The organism is Rhodoplanes roseus (assembly GCF_003258865.1).
Lineage (GTDB): Bacteria > Pseudomonadota > Alphaproteobacteria > Rhizobiales > Xanthobacteraceae > Rhodoplanes > Rhodoplanes roseus.
Window position 1 is genome coordinate 1 of sequence record NZ_NPEX01000024.1, and the last position, 14,684, is coordinate 14,684.

11 protein-coding genes are annotated in these 14,684 nt (G+C 69.1%); 8 read left to right on the forward strand and 3 right to left on the reverse strand.

Annotated elements, in window-relative coordinates:
- Both CH341_RS05600 and CH341_RS05605 read right to left on the reverse strand, forming a co-directional pair.
- A partial coding sequence (locus CH341_RS05600) for a molybdopterin cofactor-binding domain-containing protein (protein WP_111418050.1) occupies window positions 1-2,720 on the reverse strand: 2,720 nt, incomplete at its 3' end.
- A 145-nt stretch (window positions 2,721-2,865) separates the two neighbouring features.
- Window positions 2,866-3,708 carry a helix-turn-helix transcriptional regulator gene (locus CH341_RS05605; protein WP_111418051.1) on the reverse strand — a complete coding sequence of 281 codons (843 nt, stop codon included), beginning with the start codon at window positions 3,706-3,708 and terminating at the stop codon, window positions 2,866-2,868.
- A 192-nt stretch (window positions 3,709-3,900) separates the two neighbouring features.
- Between CH341_RS05605 and CH341_RS05610 the strand changes: the two genes are divergently transcribed.
- Window positions 3,901-5,331, forward strand: coding sequence for a UbiD family decarboxylase (locus CH341_RS05610; protein WP_111418052.1), 1,431 nt, complete (start codon window positions 3,901-3,903; stop codon window positions 5,329-5,331).
- A gap of 124 nt (window positions 5,332-5,455) precedes the next feature.
- Here CH341_RS05610 and CH341_RS05615 read toward each other — a convergent pair whose 3' ends face one another.
- Complete coding sequence (locus CH341_RS05615; protein ID WP_111418053.1) at window positions 5,456-6,103, reverse strand: hypothetical protein; 648 nt, start codon at window positions 6,101-6,103, stop codon at window positions 5,456-5,458.
- 301 nt (window positions 6,104-6,404) lie between these two features.
- On the opposite strand from CH341_RS05615, the gene CH341_RS05620 reads away from it, so the two are divergent.
- From CH341_RS05620 to CH341_RS05650, 7 genes are all read left to right on the forward strand, one after another.
- Window positions 6,405-7,382, forward strand: coding sequence for a Bug family tripartite tricarboxylate transporter substrate binding protein (locus tag CH341_RS05620; RefSeq protein ID WP_245430895.1), 978 nt, complete (start codon window positions 6,405-6,407; stop codon window positions 7,380-7,382).
- A gap of 552 nt (window positions 7,383-7,934) precedes the next feature.
- Window positions 7,935-9,356, forward strand: a complete 1,422-nt coding sequence (locus CH341_RS05625) for an SLC13 family permease (protein ID WP_111418055.1) — start codon at window positions 7,935-7,937, stop codon at window positions 9,354-9,356.
- A 65-nt stretch (window positions 9,357-9,421) separates the two neighbouring features.
- On the forward strand, window positions 9,422-10,546 hold the full coding sequence (locus CH341_RS05630; protein ID WP_111418056.1) for a 2-oxoacid:acceptor oxidoreductase subunit alpha: 1,125 nt from the start codon (window positions 9,422-9,424) through the stop codon (window positions 10,544-10,546).
- Between the two features lie 21 nt (window positions 10,547-10,567).
- A complete protein-coding gene (locus tag CH341_RS05635; protein WP_111418057.1) occupies window positions 10,568-11,416 on the forward strand; it encodes a thiamine pyrophosphate-dependent enzyme in 849 nt (282 codons plus the stop codon).
- 41 nt (window positions 11,417-11,457) lie between these two features.
- Window positions 11,458-12,000, forward strand: a complete 543-nt coding sequence (locus tag CH341_RS05640; protein WP_111418058.1) for a 2-oxoacid:acceptor oxidoreductase family protein — start codon at window positions 11,458-11,460, stop codon at window positions 11,998-12,000.
- Window positions 12,001-12,011: 11 nt separating this feature from the next.
- Complete coding sequence (locus CH341_RS05645) at window positions 12,012-13,598, forward strand: FAD-dependent oxidoreductase (RefSeq protein WP_111418059.1); 1,587 nt, start codon at window positions 12,012-12,014, stop codon at window positions 13,596-13,598.
- Between the two features lie 155 nt (window positions 13,599-13,753).
- Complete coding sequence (locus CH341_RS05650; RefSeq protein WP_111418060.1) at window positions 13,754-14,665, forward strand: phosphate acyltransferase; 912 nt, start codon at window positions 13,754-13,756, stop codon at window positions 14,663-14,665.
- Window positions 14,666-14,684: the final 19 nt, after the last annotated feature.

The following is a 14,684-nucleotide window of genomic DNA, read 5'->3' on the forward strand; positions in this document are numbered from 1 at the left end:
CCGCGGGCCGCGCCGAGCGCGCCGGTGGCAGTTCCTTCGAGCGTGGCAGCGCGGGGCGGGTCGAGATCGAAGAGGCGCACCTCGGCGCGGTAGCGGCCCTTCACGGGGCCGACGCCGAGCGACACCTCGGCGCGGAAATGCGTGTCCGAGATCCGCGTCACGCCGTGCGATCCGGGGATCAGTGCGGCCAGTGTGTCGGCGTCGAGAAGCATGGCCCACACCGCCTCGGGCGACGCGGGCACAAGCGTTTCGCCGCGGCCGTGCAGGGCGCGGCCGCTGGCCGGCACGGCGGCCTCGGGCGCGCCGGTGGCGCGCGGTCGGGGCGTCTCGGGCGGATGCAGGTGAGCCGCGAGCTTGGCCGGCGTCAGCGGCAGGTCGAGCGTATCGAGGCCGAGCGCATCGGCGACCGCGTTGGCGATGCACACCGGCGTGCTCATGCAGTTGCCTTCGCCGACGCCCTTGGCGCCGAGCGGCGTGAACGGCGACGGCGTCTCGATGTGCAGGATCAGCGGTTCCGGCACCTCCATGGCGGTCGGCACCAGATAGTCGGCGAAGGTGCCGGACAGAAAGCTGCCGTCCGGCCCGTACGCGTACTCCTCGTACAGCGCGGCGCCGAGCGCATGGGCGAAGCCGCCGGTGATCTGCCCCGCCACCATGCCGGGATGCAGGATGCGGCCGCAGTCGTGCATGGTGACGTAGCGGTCGATACGCACCTGGCCCGTCACAGCGTCGACCTCGACGCCGCAAACGTCGAAGATGAAGCCGTGGCACAGCGAGGAGTTCACCTCGTCGCGCTCGGTCGGCGCCGTCAGCTCCGGCGGCGTCCAGAACACGGTTTCGCGCAGCGTCGCGTCCTCGGGCGAGGGCAGGGTGCCGGGGGCCCAGTGACTGGTCGCGGCGAGGCGGGCGAACGGCACGCTGTTGCCGGGGTTGTCACGCGCCTGCACGCGCCCGCCCGCGAAGGCGACCTCCGCGGCCGGGATGTTGAGCTGCGCCGCGGCGATGCGGGCGAGCCGGCCCTTCAGCCGGTCGGCGGCGAGCTTGACGGCGCCGCCGACGGCGGGTGCGAAGCGGCTCGCATAGTTGCCCGAGGCGATCGTCCAGGCGTCGCGTGCGGTGTCGAGCTCGACATTGACGCGCACGTCGGCCGGCGTCAGGCCGAGCGCGTCGGCGACGACCTGGGCCACCACGGTGCGGTGCCCCTGGCCCTGCGGCGTCGAGGCGACGTGCACCGAGACGCTGCCGGTGGGATCGAGCGCGATCGTGGCGGTCGCCTGGGCGCCGTTCTTGGGACCGGCGCGCTTGCGCTCCTCGGGCGACAGCACCGTGGTGATGTAGCCCATGTTGGAGACACTCGGCTCCACCACGGCGGTGTAGCCGATGCCGTAGCGCCGGCCTTCTGCACGCGCTTCGTCGCGCCTCTGACGCAACGCCGCGAGATCACCCTGCCGTTCGGCTTCCTCGATCGCCCGGACATAATCTCCCGAGTCGAGCAGGGCGCCGGTCGCGGTGCGATACGGGAAGGCGCCGCTCGGCACCAGATTGCGCCTGATCACGTCGAGCGGATCGAGACCGAGCTCGATCGCGACGCGCTGCATCAGCCGCTCCAGCGCGTAATAGACCTGCGGGCCGCCGAAGCCGCGGTTGAGGCCGGTCGGCGTCTTGTTGGTCAGCACGACGCGGTTGCGCACGGTGACATGGCGGATGTCGTAGGCGCCGGTGAGGTTGCCGTGCATGCGATAGAGCGTCGCCGGCTCGGGCGCGCGCAGATGGGCGCCGACGTCCTCGATCTGGTCCCAGGCGAGCGCCCGCACGCGGCCGTCGGCATCGACCGCGGCCTTCAGCCGGATCACCCGGTTGGTCGCCGACACCGATGCGGCGAGATGCTCGAGGCGGTCCTCCACCCATTTCACCGGCCGGCCGGCGGCGCGCGAGGCCGCGCCCATCAGCACCATGGAGGGGACGAGCCCCTGCTTGACCCCGAAGCTGCCGCCCGAATCCTGCGGCGTCCGCAGGCGCAGGCGATGGCCCGGCACCTTGAGGGCGCGCGCCATCACGGCGTGCATGCTGAACGGCCCCTGGAAGTTGGCCAGGATGTCGTAGGCGTCCTCGCCGGGCAGATACTCGGCGACGAGCCCGAAGGTCTCGATCGGCGTGCAGGAGTTTCGCGGGTAATTCACCGTGACGGCGATGGTCCGCGCCGCCTCGGCGAAGGCGCGCTCCGGCTCGCCGTAGGAGAAGCTGCGGTCGCTGGCGACGTTGCCGGCGAGGCCGTCGTGCAGCACGACGGCGCTGGTCAGCGCGTCGTGCGGTGTCATCACCACGCCGAGCGGATCGTATTCGACGTCGATCAGGTCGAGCGCGTCCTCGGCGACGTAGCGGTCGCTCGCCACCACCACGGCGACGGGCTCTCCCGAGTAGCGCACCTTGTCCACCGCGATCGGCCAGCAGGTGATCGGCGCCTTGACGCCGACCAGCAGGCTCGTGGTCAGCGCCGTCACCTCGGTGCCGGTCAGCACGGCGGCGACGCCGGGCAGAGCGCGGGCGGCGTCGGTGCGGATCGCGCGGATCACGGCGTGGGCGTGCGGCGAACGCAGCACCGCGGCGTGCAGCGTGCCGGGGCGGGCGCCGAGATCGTCGAGATAGCGGCCACGCCCGGTCAGCAGCGCGGCGTCCTCGACGCGCTCGACCGATCGGCCGACCCACTCGGCTGTCTCCATGCGACGTGTCCTGCCCGGGTGCGCTCTCGTGGCGCTTCTGATCCCGAACGTGGCATGTCCCGGCCTGCCCGGAAGAGGCCCGGGCGTCTCACGGCTTACCAAATCGTCTCAAAATATTTCGGCCGGCGACCCGGTGCGCGACGGCTCAGCCGGCCGTGCCCATCCGGGCGACCGAGCGGAACTCGCTCGGCTTGACGCCGGCATGGTCCCGGAAGAACCGCGTGAAATGCGACGGTGCGGCGAAGCCGAGCCTGTCGCTGACGGCGGCGATGCTGTGCTGCTCGTTGACCACGGCGCCGACGGCCAGCTCCATCCGCAGCACGTTCAGATAGACGTGCGGCGTCACCCGGGTGGAGCGCTCGAACAGCCGGTAGAAATGGGCGCGTGACAGCCCGGCCTCGCGGGCCAGCGTCGTCACGTCGCAATGCAGCTCGGGATTGGCGCGCAGGATGTCGACGGCGCGGCGGATTCGCCAATCGATGCCGCCGGTGTCGCGCACGAAGGAGACGGTCGATCGCCACAGCGTGAAGCGCTCGATCACGGCGATCATCAGATCGGAGAGAAGCTGCTCCTGCGCCGCGTTGGCGCCCGGATCCGCCATCATCACGGTGGCCAGATCCATCGCGAGGCGACGCAGCCGCGGCGACATCGCGCCGGCCGGACGATCGAAGAACTTGGCCGCGCTGGCCGCGCCCCAATTCGAACGGAAGGTGCGAAGCCACTGCGGCTCGATGTAGAGCGCCAGGATGATGGTACGGGGCCGGGTGCGGTCGTGCACATAGGCGTGCGGCGCCCAGGCGTTGACCAGCACGGCCTGGTCGTCGGTGAGCGCCACGACCTCGTCGCCGACGGTGAAGCGGGTGTCGGCGCCTTCGACCTTGAGCAGCACATGACAATGCGGATGCGCGTGGCGCACCAGCGACCGGTCCATGTCGAGCAGGGCGACCCGGCCGAAGGTGCCGTAAGCGATGCGCAGCGCATTGGACATTTTGGGGCGGGACCCTCGCGGTGCCGGGACACTTTGTCTGAAAGGCGGAGCCTAGCACCCGGTTCCGGCGAAGTCAGCCACCGCGGACGTGCTGCAGTGCAGCGTAAGGCCGGCCGGCGGCTTGAGTTCGGAAACGTTCACCGGATAATGAGCGCCCCGACGGTTTACATGCAAATCAGGAAGGATCGGACCATGCCTCGCGAGGCCACCCGAGCGGCCGAGCCTCACGGTCGCAACGCGCCGCAGCCGATCCGGACGCTCCGCGACTGGCTCGATCATCTGGCGGCCCGCGACCGCCTCGCAGTGGCGAAGCCGGGCGTCGCGCTGCGCCACCAGCTCGCCGCCATTGCCAAGGTGCTGGACGGCAGACAGGCGACCTTGTTTCCGAAACCCGGCGGGCACGCCGTGCCGGTGATCTCCGGCCTGGTGTCCGACCGGGCCTGGATCGCCGAGGCGATGGGCGTCGATCCCGCCGACGTGCTGACGCGTTATCAGGAGGCGGCCGCCGATCCGATCCCGTGGCAGGAGGTGACGTCGGCGCCCGTGCAGGAGGTCGAGCATCGCGACGTCGATCTCGCAACGCTTCTGCCGCTGCCCGTGCACAACGAGCACGACAGCGGGCCCTACATCACGGCCGGCCTGCTGATCGCCCGCAACCCGCGCACCGGGCAGCAGAACGTCTCGATCCATCGCCTGCAGCTCAGCGCGCCGGACCGCCTCGGCGCGCTGCTGCTGCCGCGCCACACGCTGGCCTTCTACGACACGGCCGAGAAGGCCGGCGATGCGCTCGACGTCGCCGTGGTGGTCGGCGTCGATCCGCTCACCCTGCTGTCGTCGCAGGCGATCGCGCCGCTCGACTTCGACGAATTGACCATCGCGGGGGCCCTGCACGGACGGCCGCTCCCGGTGGTGAAATGCCGCACCAACGACGTGCGGGTGCCGGCCGAGGCCGAGATCGTGATCGAGGGGCGCCTGCTGCCCAACGAGCGGGCGCCCGAGGGGCCGTTCGGCGAGTTCCCGCAATATTACGGCGAGCGCGCCGACCGCCACGTGATCGCCATCGACGCGGTGACGCATCGACGCGACGCGCTCTTCCATACCATCGTGGGGGGCGGGCTCGAGCATCTGGTGCTCGGCGCCATCCCGCGCGAGGCGACGCTGCTGGCGCATCTGCAGCGCAGCTTTCCGAACGTGCGCGACGTGCGCCTGTCGCGCGGCGGGGTGTGCCGTTATCACCTGTGGGTGCAGATCGCCAAGCGGCAGGACGGCGAGGCCAAGAACATCATCATGGGCGCGTTCGGCGGCCACTACGATCTCAAGCAGGTGGTGGTGGTGGACGAGGACGTCGACATCCACGATCCGGTGTCGGTGGAATGGGCGATCGCCACGCGCTTCCAGGCCGACCGCGACCTGGTGATCGTCGCCGACAGCCAGGGCTCGAAGCTCGACCCGTCGACCCGCGACGGCGTCGGCGCAAAAATGGGGATCGACGCGACCAAACCGCTGCGGGCGCCAGAGATGCGTTTCATGCGCATCCGCGTGCCGGGCGAGGAGGACGTCGATCTCGCCACCGACATCGCCCGCACGCCGCCGCTCGCCTGGCGCAGCGCGCTGGAGGAGTGAGGCGACTTCCTGCTGATCAGCTCGGGCCAGCGGCATTGCCTCACCTCTCCCCGCTGGGGGAGGTGAAGCAGTGCCACTGGCAAGGTAGAGCTGATAGGGCCCCAGCGATTAGTCGGAAATCATGTCACACCGGCCGGTCGATCGGGGCGTCGACGAAGATCTGGTACTGCTGCGCCTTGGGTTTCGCCTTGTCCTCGGGGTTCACATAGGCGATCGAGCTTTTGCCGAGCAGGGCGCGGGGCAGGATCTTGACGCGGATGAAGCGGGTCTCGCGGTCGGCGGCCTGGGCGAACACCGGCTCGGGTCCGGACTCGAACCAGGCGCCGCCTGGGCCGTAGGAGGTCGAGCGCCCGTGGGTGTCGATCCGGATGCCGCCGTCGAGCAGGCAGCGGATGCCCGGTCCCTGATGGGTATGGCGATAGGCGCAGCCGCCGGGCGGAAATCCGACACTGTCGCCGCGCATCAGGAGCTCCCCCTCCGGCAGCGTGTCGAGCGCCGCGGAGAGCGTTTCGCGCGACGACACGCCGCGGCCCGTGGCCGCACCGCCGCCGGCCGACGAGGCGAGCTCGAAGCGCCACAGCGTCACGCCGACAGGGCCCGCGGCACACGTGACCGCGCCGATGCCGTGCCAGGCCTCACCGTCCGAAAAGCTCCGGCCGTCGATCGTGACGCTGCCGTGCACCACGAAGATCATCCGGGGCAGCGGCGGCAGCGGCGACGGTGCGGCGTCGCTCGAGAGCGTGTCCTCGAAGAGCCGGAGCACGGGCGTCATGGTGTGTCCTCGGTGTGTCGTGTGGGCCGGGCAGGCCGGCAAGGAGCAAGCGGCGGGGCGAGCCGGGGAATTCTTTCCAAGCTCGTTATGCAATGCAAGACGCGCGTCAGGCACGCCGGAGGACCAGCGGACTTGCCGATCTGTCTCATTTTTCTTCGCGGCCGGTGCCGGGCCCGCCGAATATGCTTTAAGCTGACGGCGGGCCGATCCGTCCGATCCGAGCATGCCGCGCCAGAAGCATGCCGGGCCGACCACGACGGACCGGTCCGAACGAAACGACGAGTTCCTGGGAGGAACGACCTTGAGGACAGACATTCGCGCTGCGCTCGCAGCGTGCGCCGTCGTGCTCGCCTGCGCGAGCGCCGATGCGCAGACCTATCCGGCGCGCCCCATCCAGGTCGTGGTTCCGTTCGCCGGCGGCAGCGCCAGCGACGTGGTGGCCCGCCTGATCCTGGACAAGATGGGCACCTCCATGGGCCAGCGTTTCGTGGTGGAGAACCGCCCCGGTGCCGGCGGCAATATCGGCACCCAGGTCGTGGCGGCCGCGGCGCCGGACGGCTACACGCTGCTCTACAGCGCGTCTGGTCCGCTCGCCGTCAACAAGACGCTGATGGCCAATCTCGGCTACGACCCCGAGCGCGACTTCGCGCCGATCACGCTCAGCGCCGTGCTGCCCAACGTCATCGTGGTCAATCAGAAGCTGCCGCCCAAGACGGTCGCCGAGCTGATCGACTACGCCAAGGCGCGTCCCAAGCAGCTCTATTACGGGTCGGTCGGCAACGGCAGCTCGCAGCATCTCGCCGGCGCCTATTTCGAGCAGGTCACCGGCGTGCAGATGACGCATGTGCCGTATCGCGTGACCGGCCAGATGGTGACGGATCTGATTGCCGGCGAGACTCAGCTCAGCTTCCAGCTCCTGCCCAACGTGCAGGCCGCCCTGAAGGCGGGACAGATCAGGCCGCTCGCGGTGACGTCCGAGAAGCGCCTCGCCGCGCTGCCCGACGTGCCGACCACGGCCGAGGTCGGCGTGAAGGACTACGTCGCGGCGGCCTGGTTCGCGCTGCTGGCGCCGCGCGGCACGCCGCCCGAGATCATTGCGCGCCTGCACAAGGAGTATTCGGCCGCGATCGCCGACCCGGGCCTGCGCGAGCGTCTGCTGGAGATCGGCGCCGAGCCGACCGTGTCGAGCCCCGACGAGCTGGCCCGCTTCATCTCGTCCGAGATCGTGAAATGGCGGGACGTGGTCCGCAATGCCGGCATCACGGCGGAAGGCCAGTGACGGCAGCCGGATGATCCGGGACCGGTTGCGACCCGCCCTCTTCTGCACCTGATCGTCGGCGTCGGTCGGGGGCGTTGCGCCCCCCACGCGGCGAGGAGTGCCGACTTCGACAGTCCCGCCCGGCGGCCCCGCCGCCCTCCGAGGAGCGGCGGGGTCGTCGCTTTGCGCGTGGAGATCACCGCATTCGCGGGCGGACGCGCCGCGATGTGTTCAGAAATTTTACGGTGTCAAAAAGCTGAACGCCTGCGCCGGCTTTCGTCTGCGCCGACGGGCCGTCGGACCGTGCGCCGAGGGCTCCGCAAAAGACCCTACGGGTTCGTCCGGGGTCCGAATGCAATCATCTGATTTGACGAATTAAAAAGAAGCCGATCCACCGTCGCCGCCGGCCTCGGTCGGCGCGCCCCGCATCGCTGGCACATCGGTTGCTGATCCTGCACCGAGCGCCTCCCCCGTGGGCGTCCGAAGAGGTGTTCGGCCTCTTCTCCTGGTTCGGCCGCGGTCCCGCGGTCGGAACTCTCCAGAACACAGTCCAAGGCGTTTCAGGAGCGGACGATGGGAGCGACTCGAGAAAAGCTCGAGGTCATCAAGATCATCAGAATCGTCGGATCGTTGGCGGCGATCGCGGCCGGCGTCTATGTCGGAACCCTGCAGCCGCCGCCCGGTCTGACCACCCAGGCGATGTACGCGCTCGGCATCACGGTCTGCGCGGTCGGCTGGTGGATGACCCAGATCGTGCCGGAATACGTCACCGGCCTGATGATGTGCACGCTGTGGGTGGCGTTCGGCACGGTCCCGTTCGACAAGGCCTTCTACAACTTCTCCACCTCGGGCTGGTGGATCATGGTGGGCGCCTTCGGCCTCGGTGCGGTCGCCGGGCGCGTCGGCCTGCTGAAGCGGATCTCGCTGTGGGTGCTGGCGCTGGTGCCGCCGACCTTCAAGGGTCAGGTTCTGGGGCTCGTCGGATCCGGCCTCATCATCAGCCCGCTCGTGCCCTCGATGAACGCCAAGGCGGCGCTCTCCTCGCCGATGGCGCTGGCGATCTCCGATTCGCTCGGCCTGCCGCGCAAGAGCGCCGCGGCCGCCGGCATGCTCGGCGCCTGTTATCTCGGCTACGTGATCATGGGCCACATCTTCCTGTCGGGCTCGTTCTCACACTACGCGCTGATCGCTGCGCTGCCGAAGGAATATCAGAACGTCTCCTGGATGGACTGGCTGATCCGCTCGCTGCCGTGGGGTCTCGTGGTCGGCGTCGGCATGACGATCGCCATCATGGTGCTGTACTCGCCGAAGGAGAAGGTCGCGTTGCCGGCGAACTACGGCAAGGATCAGCTCGCCAAGATCGGCCCGATGACCAAGGACGAGAGGATCGTCCTCGCCGTACTGGTCGGTGCCCTGCTGATGTGGATGACCGAGGGCTATCACCGGATCAATTCGGGCGTCGTCGCCGTCTCGGCCATGTGCACGTTGCTCGGCGTGCGCACCATGACGGCCAACGACTTCAAGAACGGCATCGAGTGGCCCGCCGTGATGTTGATCGGAAGCGTGTTCAACATGGCGTCGGTGATCGGCTTCCTGAAGATCGACAAGTATCTCGGCTCGCTGCTCGGCCCGCTGCTCGACACGGTGATCCGCCAGCCGGTGCTGTTCGTCGCATTCATGGCGATCTCGGTCTTCGTGCTGAAGTTCCTGCTCACCAACATGACGTCGATGTCGGTGATGTTCGCGATGATCTTCGCGCCGCTCCTCGCCCCACTCGGCGTTAATCCCTGGATCGTGATCTTCGTGACCTTCTGCGCCGGCGGCATCTGGGTCCTGCGCTACACCAACACGATCTACATGTGCGCCCAGTTCGGCACCAAGGACGAGATGGCGACCGACGGCGAGATGGTGAAGCTCACCTTCGTCTACATGGTGCTGATCGTGATCGGCTCCATCGTCAGCATCCCCTGGTGGAAGATGCTCGGACTGATGTGATCGCCGGTGTCGATGGACGCCTCGTCACACGATGAACTCTGCCCGACCAGGATCGGGAGGACCCCATGAAGAACCACGGTCGACTTCTACAAGGCAACGAAGCCATGGCCCAGGGCGCGCTCTACGCCGGTGCCCGCTTCTATGCCGGATATCCGATCACGCCGTCGTCGGAGATTGCCCAGGAATGCTCGCGGGTGATGCCTAAGCTGGGCGGCGTCTACATGCAGATGGAGGACGAGATCGCCTCGATGGCGGCGATCATCGGTGCCTCGCTCACCGGCGCCAAGACGTTCACGGCCACCTCCGGTCCCGGCTTCTCGCTGATGCAGGAGAATCTCGGCCTGGCCATCATGGGCGAGGTGCCCTGCGTCGTGATGAACGTACAGCGCTCCGGCCCGTCGACCGGGCTGGCCACCAAGCCGGCACAGGCCGACATCATGCAGATCCGCTGGGGGCGGCACGGCGACCAGGAGCTGATCGCGCTGTCGCCGTCCTCGGTGGCCGAGTGCTTCAGCCTCACCGTCGAGGCCTTCAACCTCGCCGAGATGCTGCGCACGCCGGTGGTGATCGCGGCCGACGAGATCGTCGCCCACATGCGCGAGAACATCGTGATCCCTGAGCCGGGCGAGATCCCGGTGATCGACCGCGCCAAGCCGACCGGCGATCCGGCCGCCTACCGGCCCTTCGCGCCGGCACCGCACGGCGTGCCGCCGATGTCGGCCTACGGCAGCGAGTACATCATGCACGTGTCGAGCTCGATGCACGGGCCCGACGGCTACTCCAACAACTCACCCGACAACGCCGCCCGGCAGATCGCCCGCAAGAACGGGAAGTTCGAGCATCACCGGGCCGACATCGTGAAGACCAAGGCGTTCGACGCCGACGACGCCGAGGTCCTCTTCGTCGCCTTCGGCGCGGTGACGCGCGCCGCGCGGGCCGCGGCGGCGAAGTTGCGGGCGAACGGCGTCAAGGCCGGCGTGCTGCAGCTGGTCACCGTGTGGCCGTTCCCGACCGAGGCGGTGGCGGAGCTCGGCAGCCGGGCCAAGACCGTGGTGGTGCCGGAGATGAACTACCACGGCCAGATCGCCGGCGAGGTGAAGAAGGTGCTCGGTGCCGATGCGGATGTGCGGCGGGTGAACGGCTGGAACGGCCAGATCATCACGCCGCGCGACATCCTGAAGGCGATCTGAGCGAGCGGCGAGGAGAATTCCATGACTTGCGCGACCAAGCCCTGCGCCACCGCACCTTACGCGACGGGCCAGCAATATCTCAAGGACGGGGTCCTGCCGCACATGTGGTGCCCCGGATGCGGCATCGGCGTGATGCTGCGCGCGTGTCTCCGCTCGTTCGAGGAGCTGGGATACACCAATCAGGACACCGTCGTCGTCACCGGCATCGGGTGCACCGGCAAGCTCGACGACTATCTCGTCACCCACGCGCTGCACACCACCCACGGCCGGGCGCTCGCCTGCGCCACCGGCATCAAGGCGGCGAAGGACGACCTGCACGTCGTCGTCTTCATGGGCGACGGGGACAGCGTCACGATCGGCGGCAATCATTTCGTCCACGCGGCGCGGCGGAACATGGATCTGACCGCCATCGTGATCAACAACTTCAACTTCGGCATGACCGGCGGCCAGTTTTCCGGGACGACCTTCAACGGGGCGATCACCCAGACCAGCGCCTACGGCAATCCCGAACGCCAGCTCGACATCTGCGCCCTGGCGGAGGTCGCCGGCGCCAACTTCGTCGCCCGCTCGACGCCGTGGCACGTCGACGATCTCACCGCTCTGATCGGCGAGGCGCTGAGCCGCAAGGGCTTCTCGCTGGTCGAGGTGCTGAGCCCGTGTCCGACGCACTTCGGATCCAACAACAAGATGAAGAAGGGCACCGAGATGCTCGCCTGGCTGCAGGAGAAGACCGTGCCGGTCGACGTCTGGCGCACGATGAGCCCCGAGGCGCGGACCGGCGTGTTCCCCATCGGCCGGCTGGTCGATCGCAACGAGCCGGACTTCAACGCGCGCTACCGCGAGGTCGGTGCCCGGGCGACCGGCAACTGAGATCGCCAACCCATGTTCGACTGTTCCGAGAGGTGACCGAAATGTCCAGGCGATCCGAGATCGTTCTCGCCGGGTCCGGTGGTCAGGGCGTCCTGTTGTCGGGCACGCTGCTGGCGGAGGCCGCTATTCTTGAAGGCGCCAACGTCGTCCAGACGGTGTCCTACGGCATCGCCACCCGTGGCGGGACCTCGATGACCGAGGTGATCGTCGACGACGGGGAGATCGTCTTCCAGCAGGTGGAGAAACCGGACGTCGTTCTGGCGATGTCGCCTGAGGCGATGAAGACATACGAAGCGAGCGCTGGCGAGGGCGCGCTGGTCCTCTACGACACGACCTTCGTCGAGGAGCGGCAGGGCAAGAATCTCGCCGGCTTCCCGTTCACCGACACGGCGGCCAAGATGGGCAATGTCGGTCTGGCGAACATCATCGCGCTCGGGTTCCTCTGCGCCGCCTCCGGCGTCCTCACCCAGGACGCGCTCGAGACGGCGATCTCCGAGCGGTTCTCCGACAAGAAGAGAGACGCGAACCTCGCAGCACTGCGTGCCGGTGCGGCCGCGGCGGCGAGCGTCTTCGCGCCAGCCTGAAAGAACCTGCCATGACCGAACAGTTTCGTCTGGAGCCGCGGGTCGCACCCTGCCGCGCGGCCTGTCCCGCCGGGATCGACGTACCGCGCTATGTCCGCGAGATCCGCGACGGCGACTTCGACGCCGCGCTCGCCACCATCCGCGAGAAGATCCCCTTCGCCGCCGTGTGCGGCTACGCCTGTTTCCATCCGTGCGAAGCGAAATGCGCGCGCCGCCAGTTCGACGAGCCGGTGGCGATCCGGCTTCTCAAGCGGGCCGCGGCCGATCTCGCCCACACGGTTCCGCCGCCCGCGCCGGCGGCGGCGACCGGCCGCAAGGTGGCGGTGATCGGCTCCGGTCCGGCCGGTCTCACCGCGGCGTACTACCTCGCCCTGAAGGGACACGCCGTCGAGGTTCTCGAGGCGGCGCCGCGGGCCGGTGGCATGCTGCGCTGGGGCATTCCCGAGTACCGCCTGCCGAACGAGGTGGTCGATCGCGAGATCGCCCACATCGTCGCGAGCGGCGTGACGATCACGACGAACGCCGCCGTGTCCTCGCCCGCGGATCTGATCGCGGCGGGCCACGACGCCGCCGTGGTCGCCACCGGCGCGTGGACGCCGGTGAAGCTCGGGATCGACGGGGAGGCCGACGCCGGCGTGCTCGACGGCATCGACTTCTTGAAGCGCGCCAATGCCGGCGAGCGCGTCGCGATCGGCAAGACCGTGGTCGTGATCGGCGGCGGCAACACCGCGATCGACGCGGCGCGCACCGCGATCCGCCTCGGGGCGAAGACCACGCTGGTCTATCGCCGCAACCGCATCGCCATGCCGGCCTCGGCCGAGGAGATCGCCGAAGCGGAGGAGGAGGGGCTCGACTTCGTGTTCCAGGCCGCCCCCGTGACGGTCGGGCCGGGTCGGTTGAGCTGCGTGCGCCTGGCGCCGAAGGACGGCAGCGGCCGCGGCGCGACGCTGGTGCCGGTGGAGGGCAGCGACTTCGTCGTCCCCTGCGACACCGTGATCGTCGCCGCCGGCCAGAAGGCCGACGCGGCGGCCCTGAAGCTGAAGGTCGAGCGTAGCGGCACCGCGTCGGTCGACGAGAACGCGGCGACCTCCGTCCCCGGCGTCTTCGCGGCCGGCGACGTCGTCAGCGGTCCGTCGACGATCATCGACGCGATCGCGGCCGGCCGGAAGGTCGCGATCGCGGTCGATCGCTTCCTCGGCGGCGACGGATCCATCGATCCGCCGAGGGTCGAGCCCGAGGAGCCGGCGGCTCCGGTCGGCGGACCCCGTCGGCAGCGCCTCGCCTCCGAGAAGGCCGATCCGGAGGATCGGGCGAAGAGCTTCTCGCTGGTCGAGGACGGTTTCGACGCAGCGACGGCGATGCGCGAGGCCGAGCGCTGCCTGGCCTGCCAGACGCACCATCACACGGTGGAGATCACGACCGACACCTGCAAGGCCTGCGGCTATTGCGGCGAGATCTGCACCATGGGCGTGTTCGGCATGTCCGAGACGTTCAACGCGATCGGCTATCGGCCGGCCGTGGCGCTGCATCCGGAGCAGTGCATCGGCTGCCTGAAGTGCTTCGCCGTGTGTCCGGACTTCGCCATCGCGGTGCGCTGACCCGCTCCACCCCACGCGACCGGAGTCTCGGCTCCGGTCGCCGCCTTTCTCCGCTCCGGCCGCCGACGCGGTGGCCGGCCCCCGGCCTGCGCCCTCGCGCAAGAGCCGGGCCGTGCGGGGAGACTTCGGTTCCTTGCGTTTCGGCAGGTGCTCCCATGATCTATTCGAGTTTCGACAATCTGGTCGACAAGGTTCGCGACGGCGCGGCGCGCCGCAAGGTCGTCGCCGTGGTCGCGGCGGAGGACGGACACACGCTCGAGGCCGTGGCGCAGGCGACGCGTGACGGCATTCTGATCGCCCGCCTGATCGGCCGCGCCGACAAGATCCGCGCCGAGCTCGCCGCGCTCGGCGAGGACGCCGGCCAGTTCGAGATCGTCGATGCCGAGGATCCGATCGCCGCGGCGAAGCGCGCGGCCGAGCTGGTGCGCGACGGCGCCGCCGACTTCGTCATGAAGGGAAAGGTCCAGACCGCCGATCTCCTGCGTGCCATGCTGTCGTCGGAGACCGGCATGCGCACCGGCCGGCAGCTCTCGCATTTCGCGCTGGTCCAGATCCCGAACTACCACAAGCTGATCGGTCTCACCGACGTGGCCATCAACATCGCGCCCGACCTCGCCCAGAAGAAGGAGATCGTCGAGAACGCGGTCTTCACCATGCGGGCCATCGGCTTCGATCCGCCCAACGTGGCGCTGCTCTCCTCCGCCGAGACGATCAATCCGAAGATGCCGGAAACCGCCGAGGCGGCCGAGCTGACGCGGCTCAACCGCGAGGGCTGGCTGGCCGGCTCGCATCTCGAAGGGCCGATCTCCTACGACCTGGCGATCAGCCGGGAGTCGGCCCGGATCAAGGGCTACGACAGTCCGCTGCCCGGCGAGGTCGATCTGCTCGTCGTCCCGCACATCACGGTCGGCAACACGCTGCTCAAGGCGCTGCGCTACTCGGCCGGCGCCGCGAGCGCCGGCATCGTCGTCGGCGGACGGGTGCCGATCGTCCTCACCTCGCGCGCCGTCGAGGCGCAGGACAAGTTCCTGCCGCTGGTGATCGCCGCCTCGGTGAGCGGCGACTGATCGAGACCAACCGGAGCGG

Bases quoted from the DNA above. Each gene is read 5' to 3' on its own strand.
- CH341_RS05605 (WP_111418051.1), bottom strand. From the start codon at position 3,708: ATGTCCAATGCGCTGCGCATCGCTTACGGCACCTTCGGCCGGGTCGCC.
- CH341_RS05610 (WP_111418052.1), top strand. From the start codon at position 3,901: ATGCCTCGCGAGGCCACCCGAGCGGCCGAGCCTCACGGTCGCAACGCG.
- CH341_RS05615 (WP_111418053.1), bottom strand. From the start codon at position 6,103: ATGACGCCCGTGCTCCGGCTCTTCGAGGACACGCTCTCGAGCGACGCC.
- CH341_RS05625 (WP_111418055.1), top strand. From the start codon at position 7,935: ATGGGAGCGACTCGAGAAAAGCTCGAGGTCATCAAGATCATCAGAATC.
- CH341_RS05630 (WP_111418056.1), top strand. From the start codon at position 9,422: ATGAAGAACCACGGTCGACTTCTACAAGGCAACGAAGCCATGGCCCAG.
- CH341_RS05635 (WP_111418057.1), top strand. From the start codon at position 10,568: ATGACTTGCGCGACCAAGCCCTGCGCCACCGCACCTTACGCGACGGGC.
- CH341_RS05640 (WP_111418058.1), top strand. From the start codon at position 11,458: ATGTCCAGGCGATCCGAGATCGTTCTCGCCGGGTCCGGTGGTCAGGGC.
- CH341_RS05645 (WP_111418059.1), top strand. From the start codon at position 12,012: ATGACCGAACAGTTTCGTCTGGAGCCGCGGGTCGCACCCTGCCGCGCG.
- CH341_RS05650 (WP_111418060.1), top strand. From the start codon at position 13,754: ATGATCTATTCGAGTTTCGACAATCTGGTCGACAAGGTTCGCGACGGC.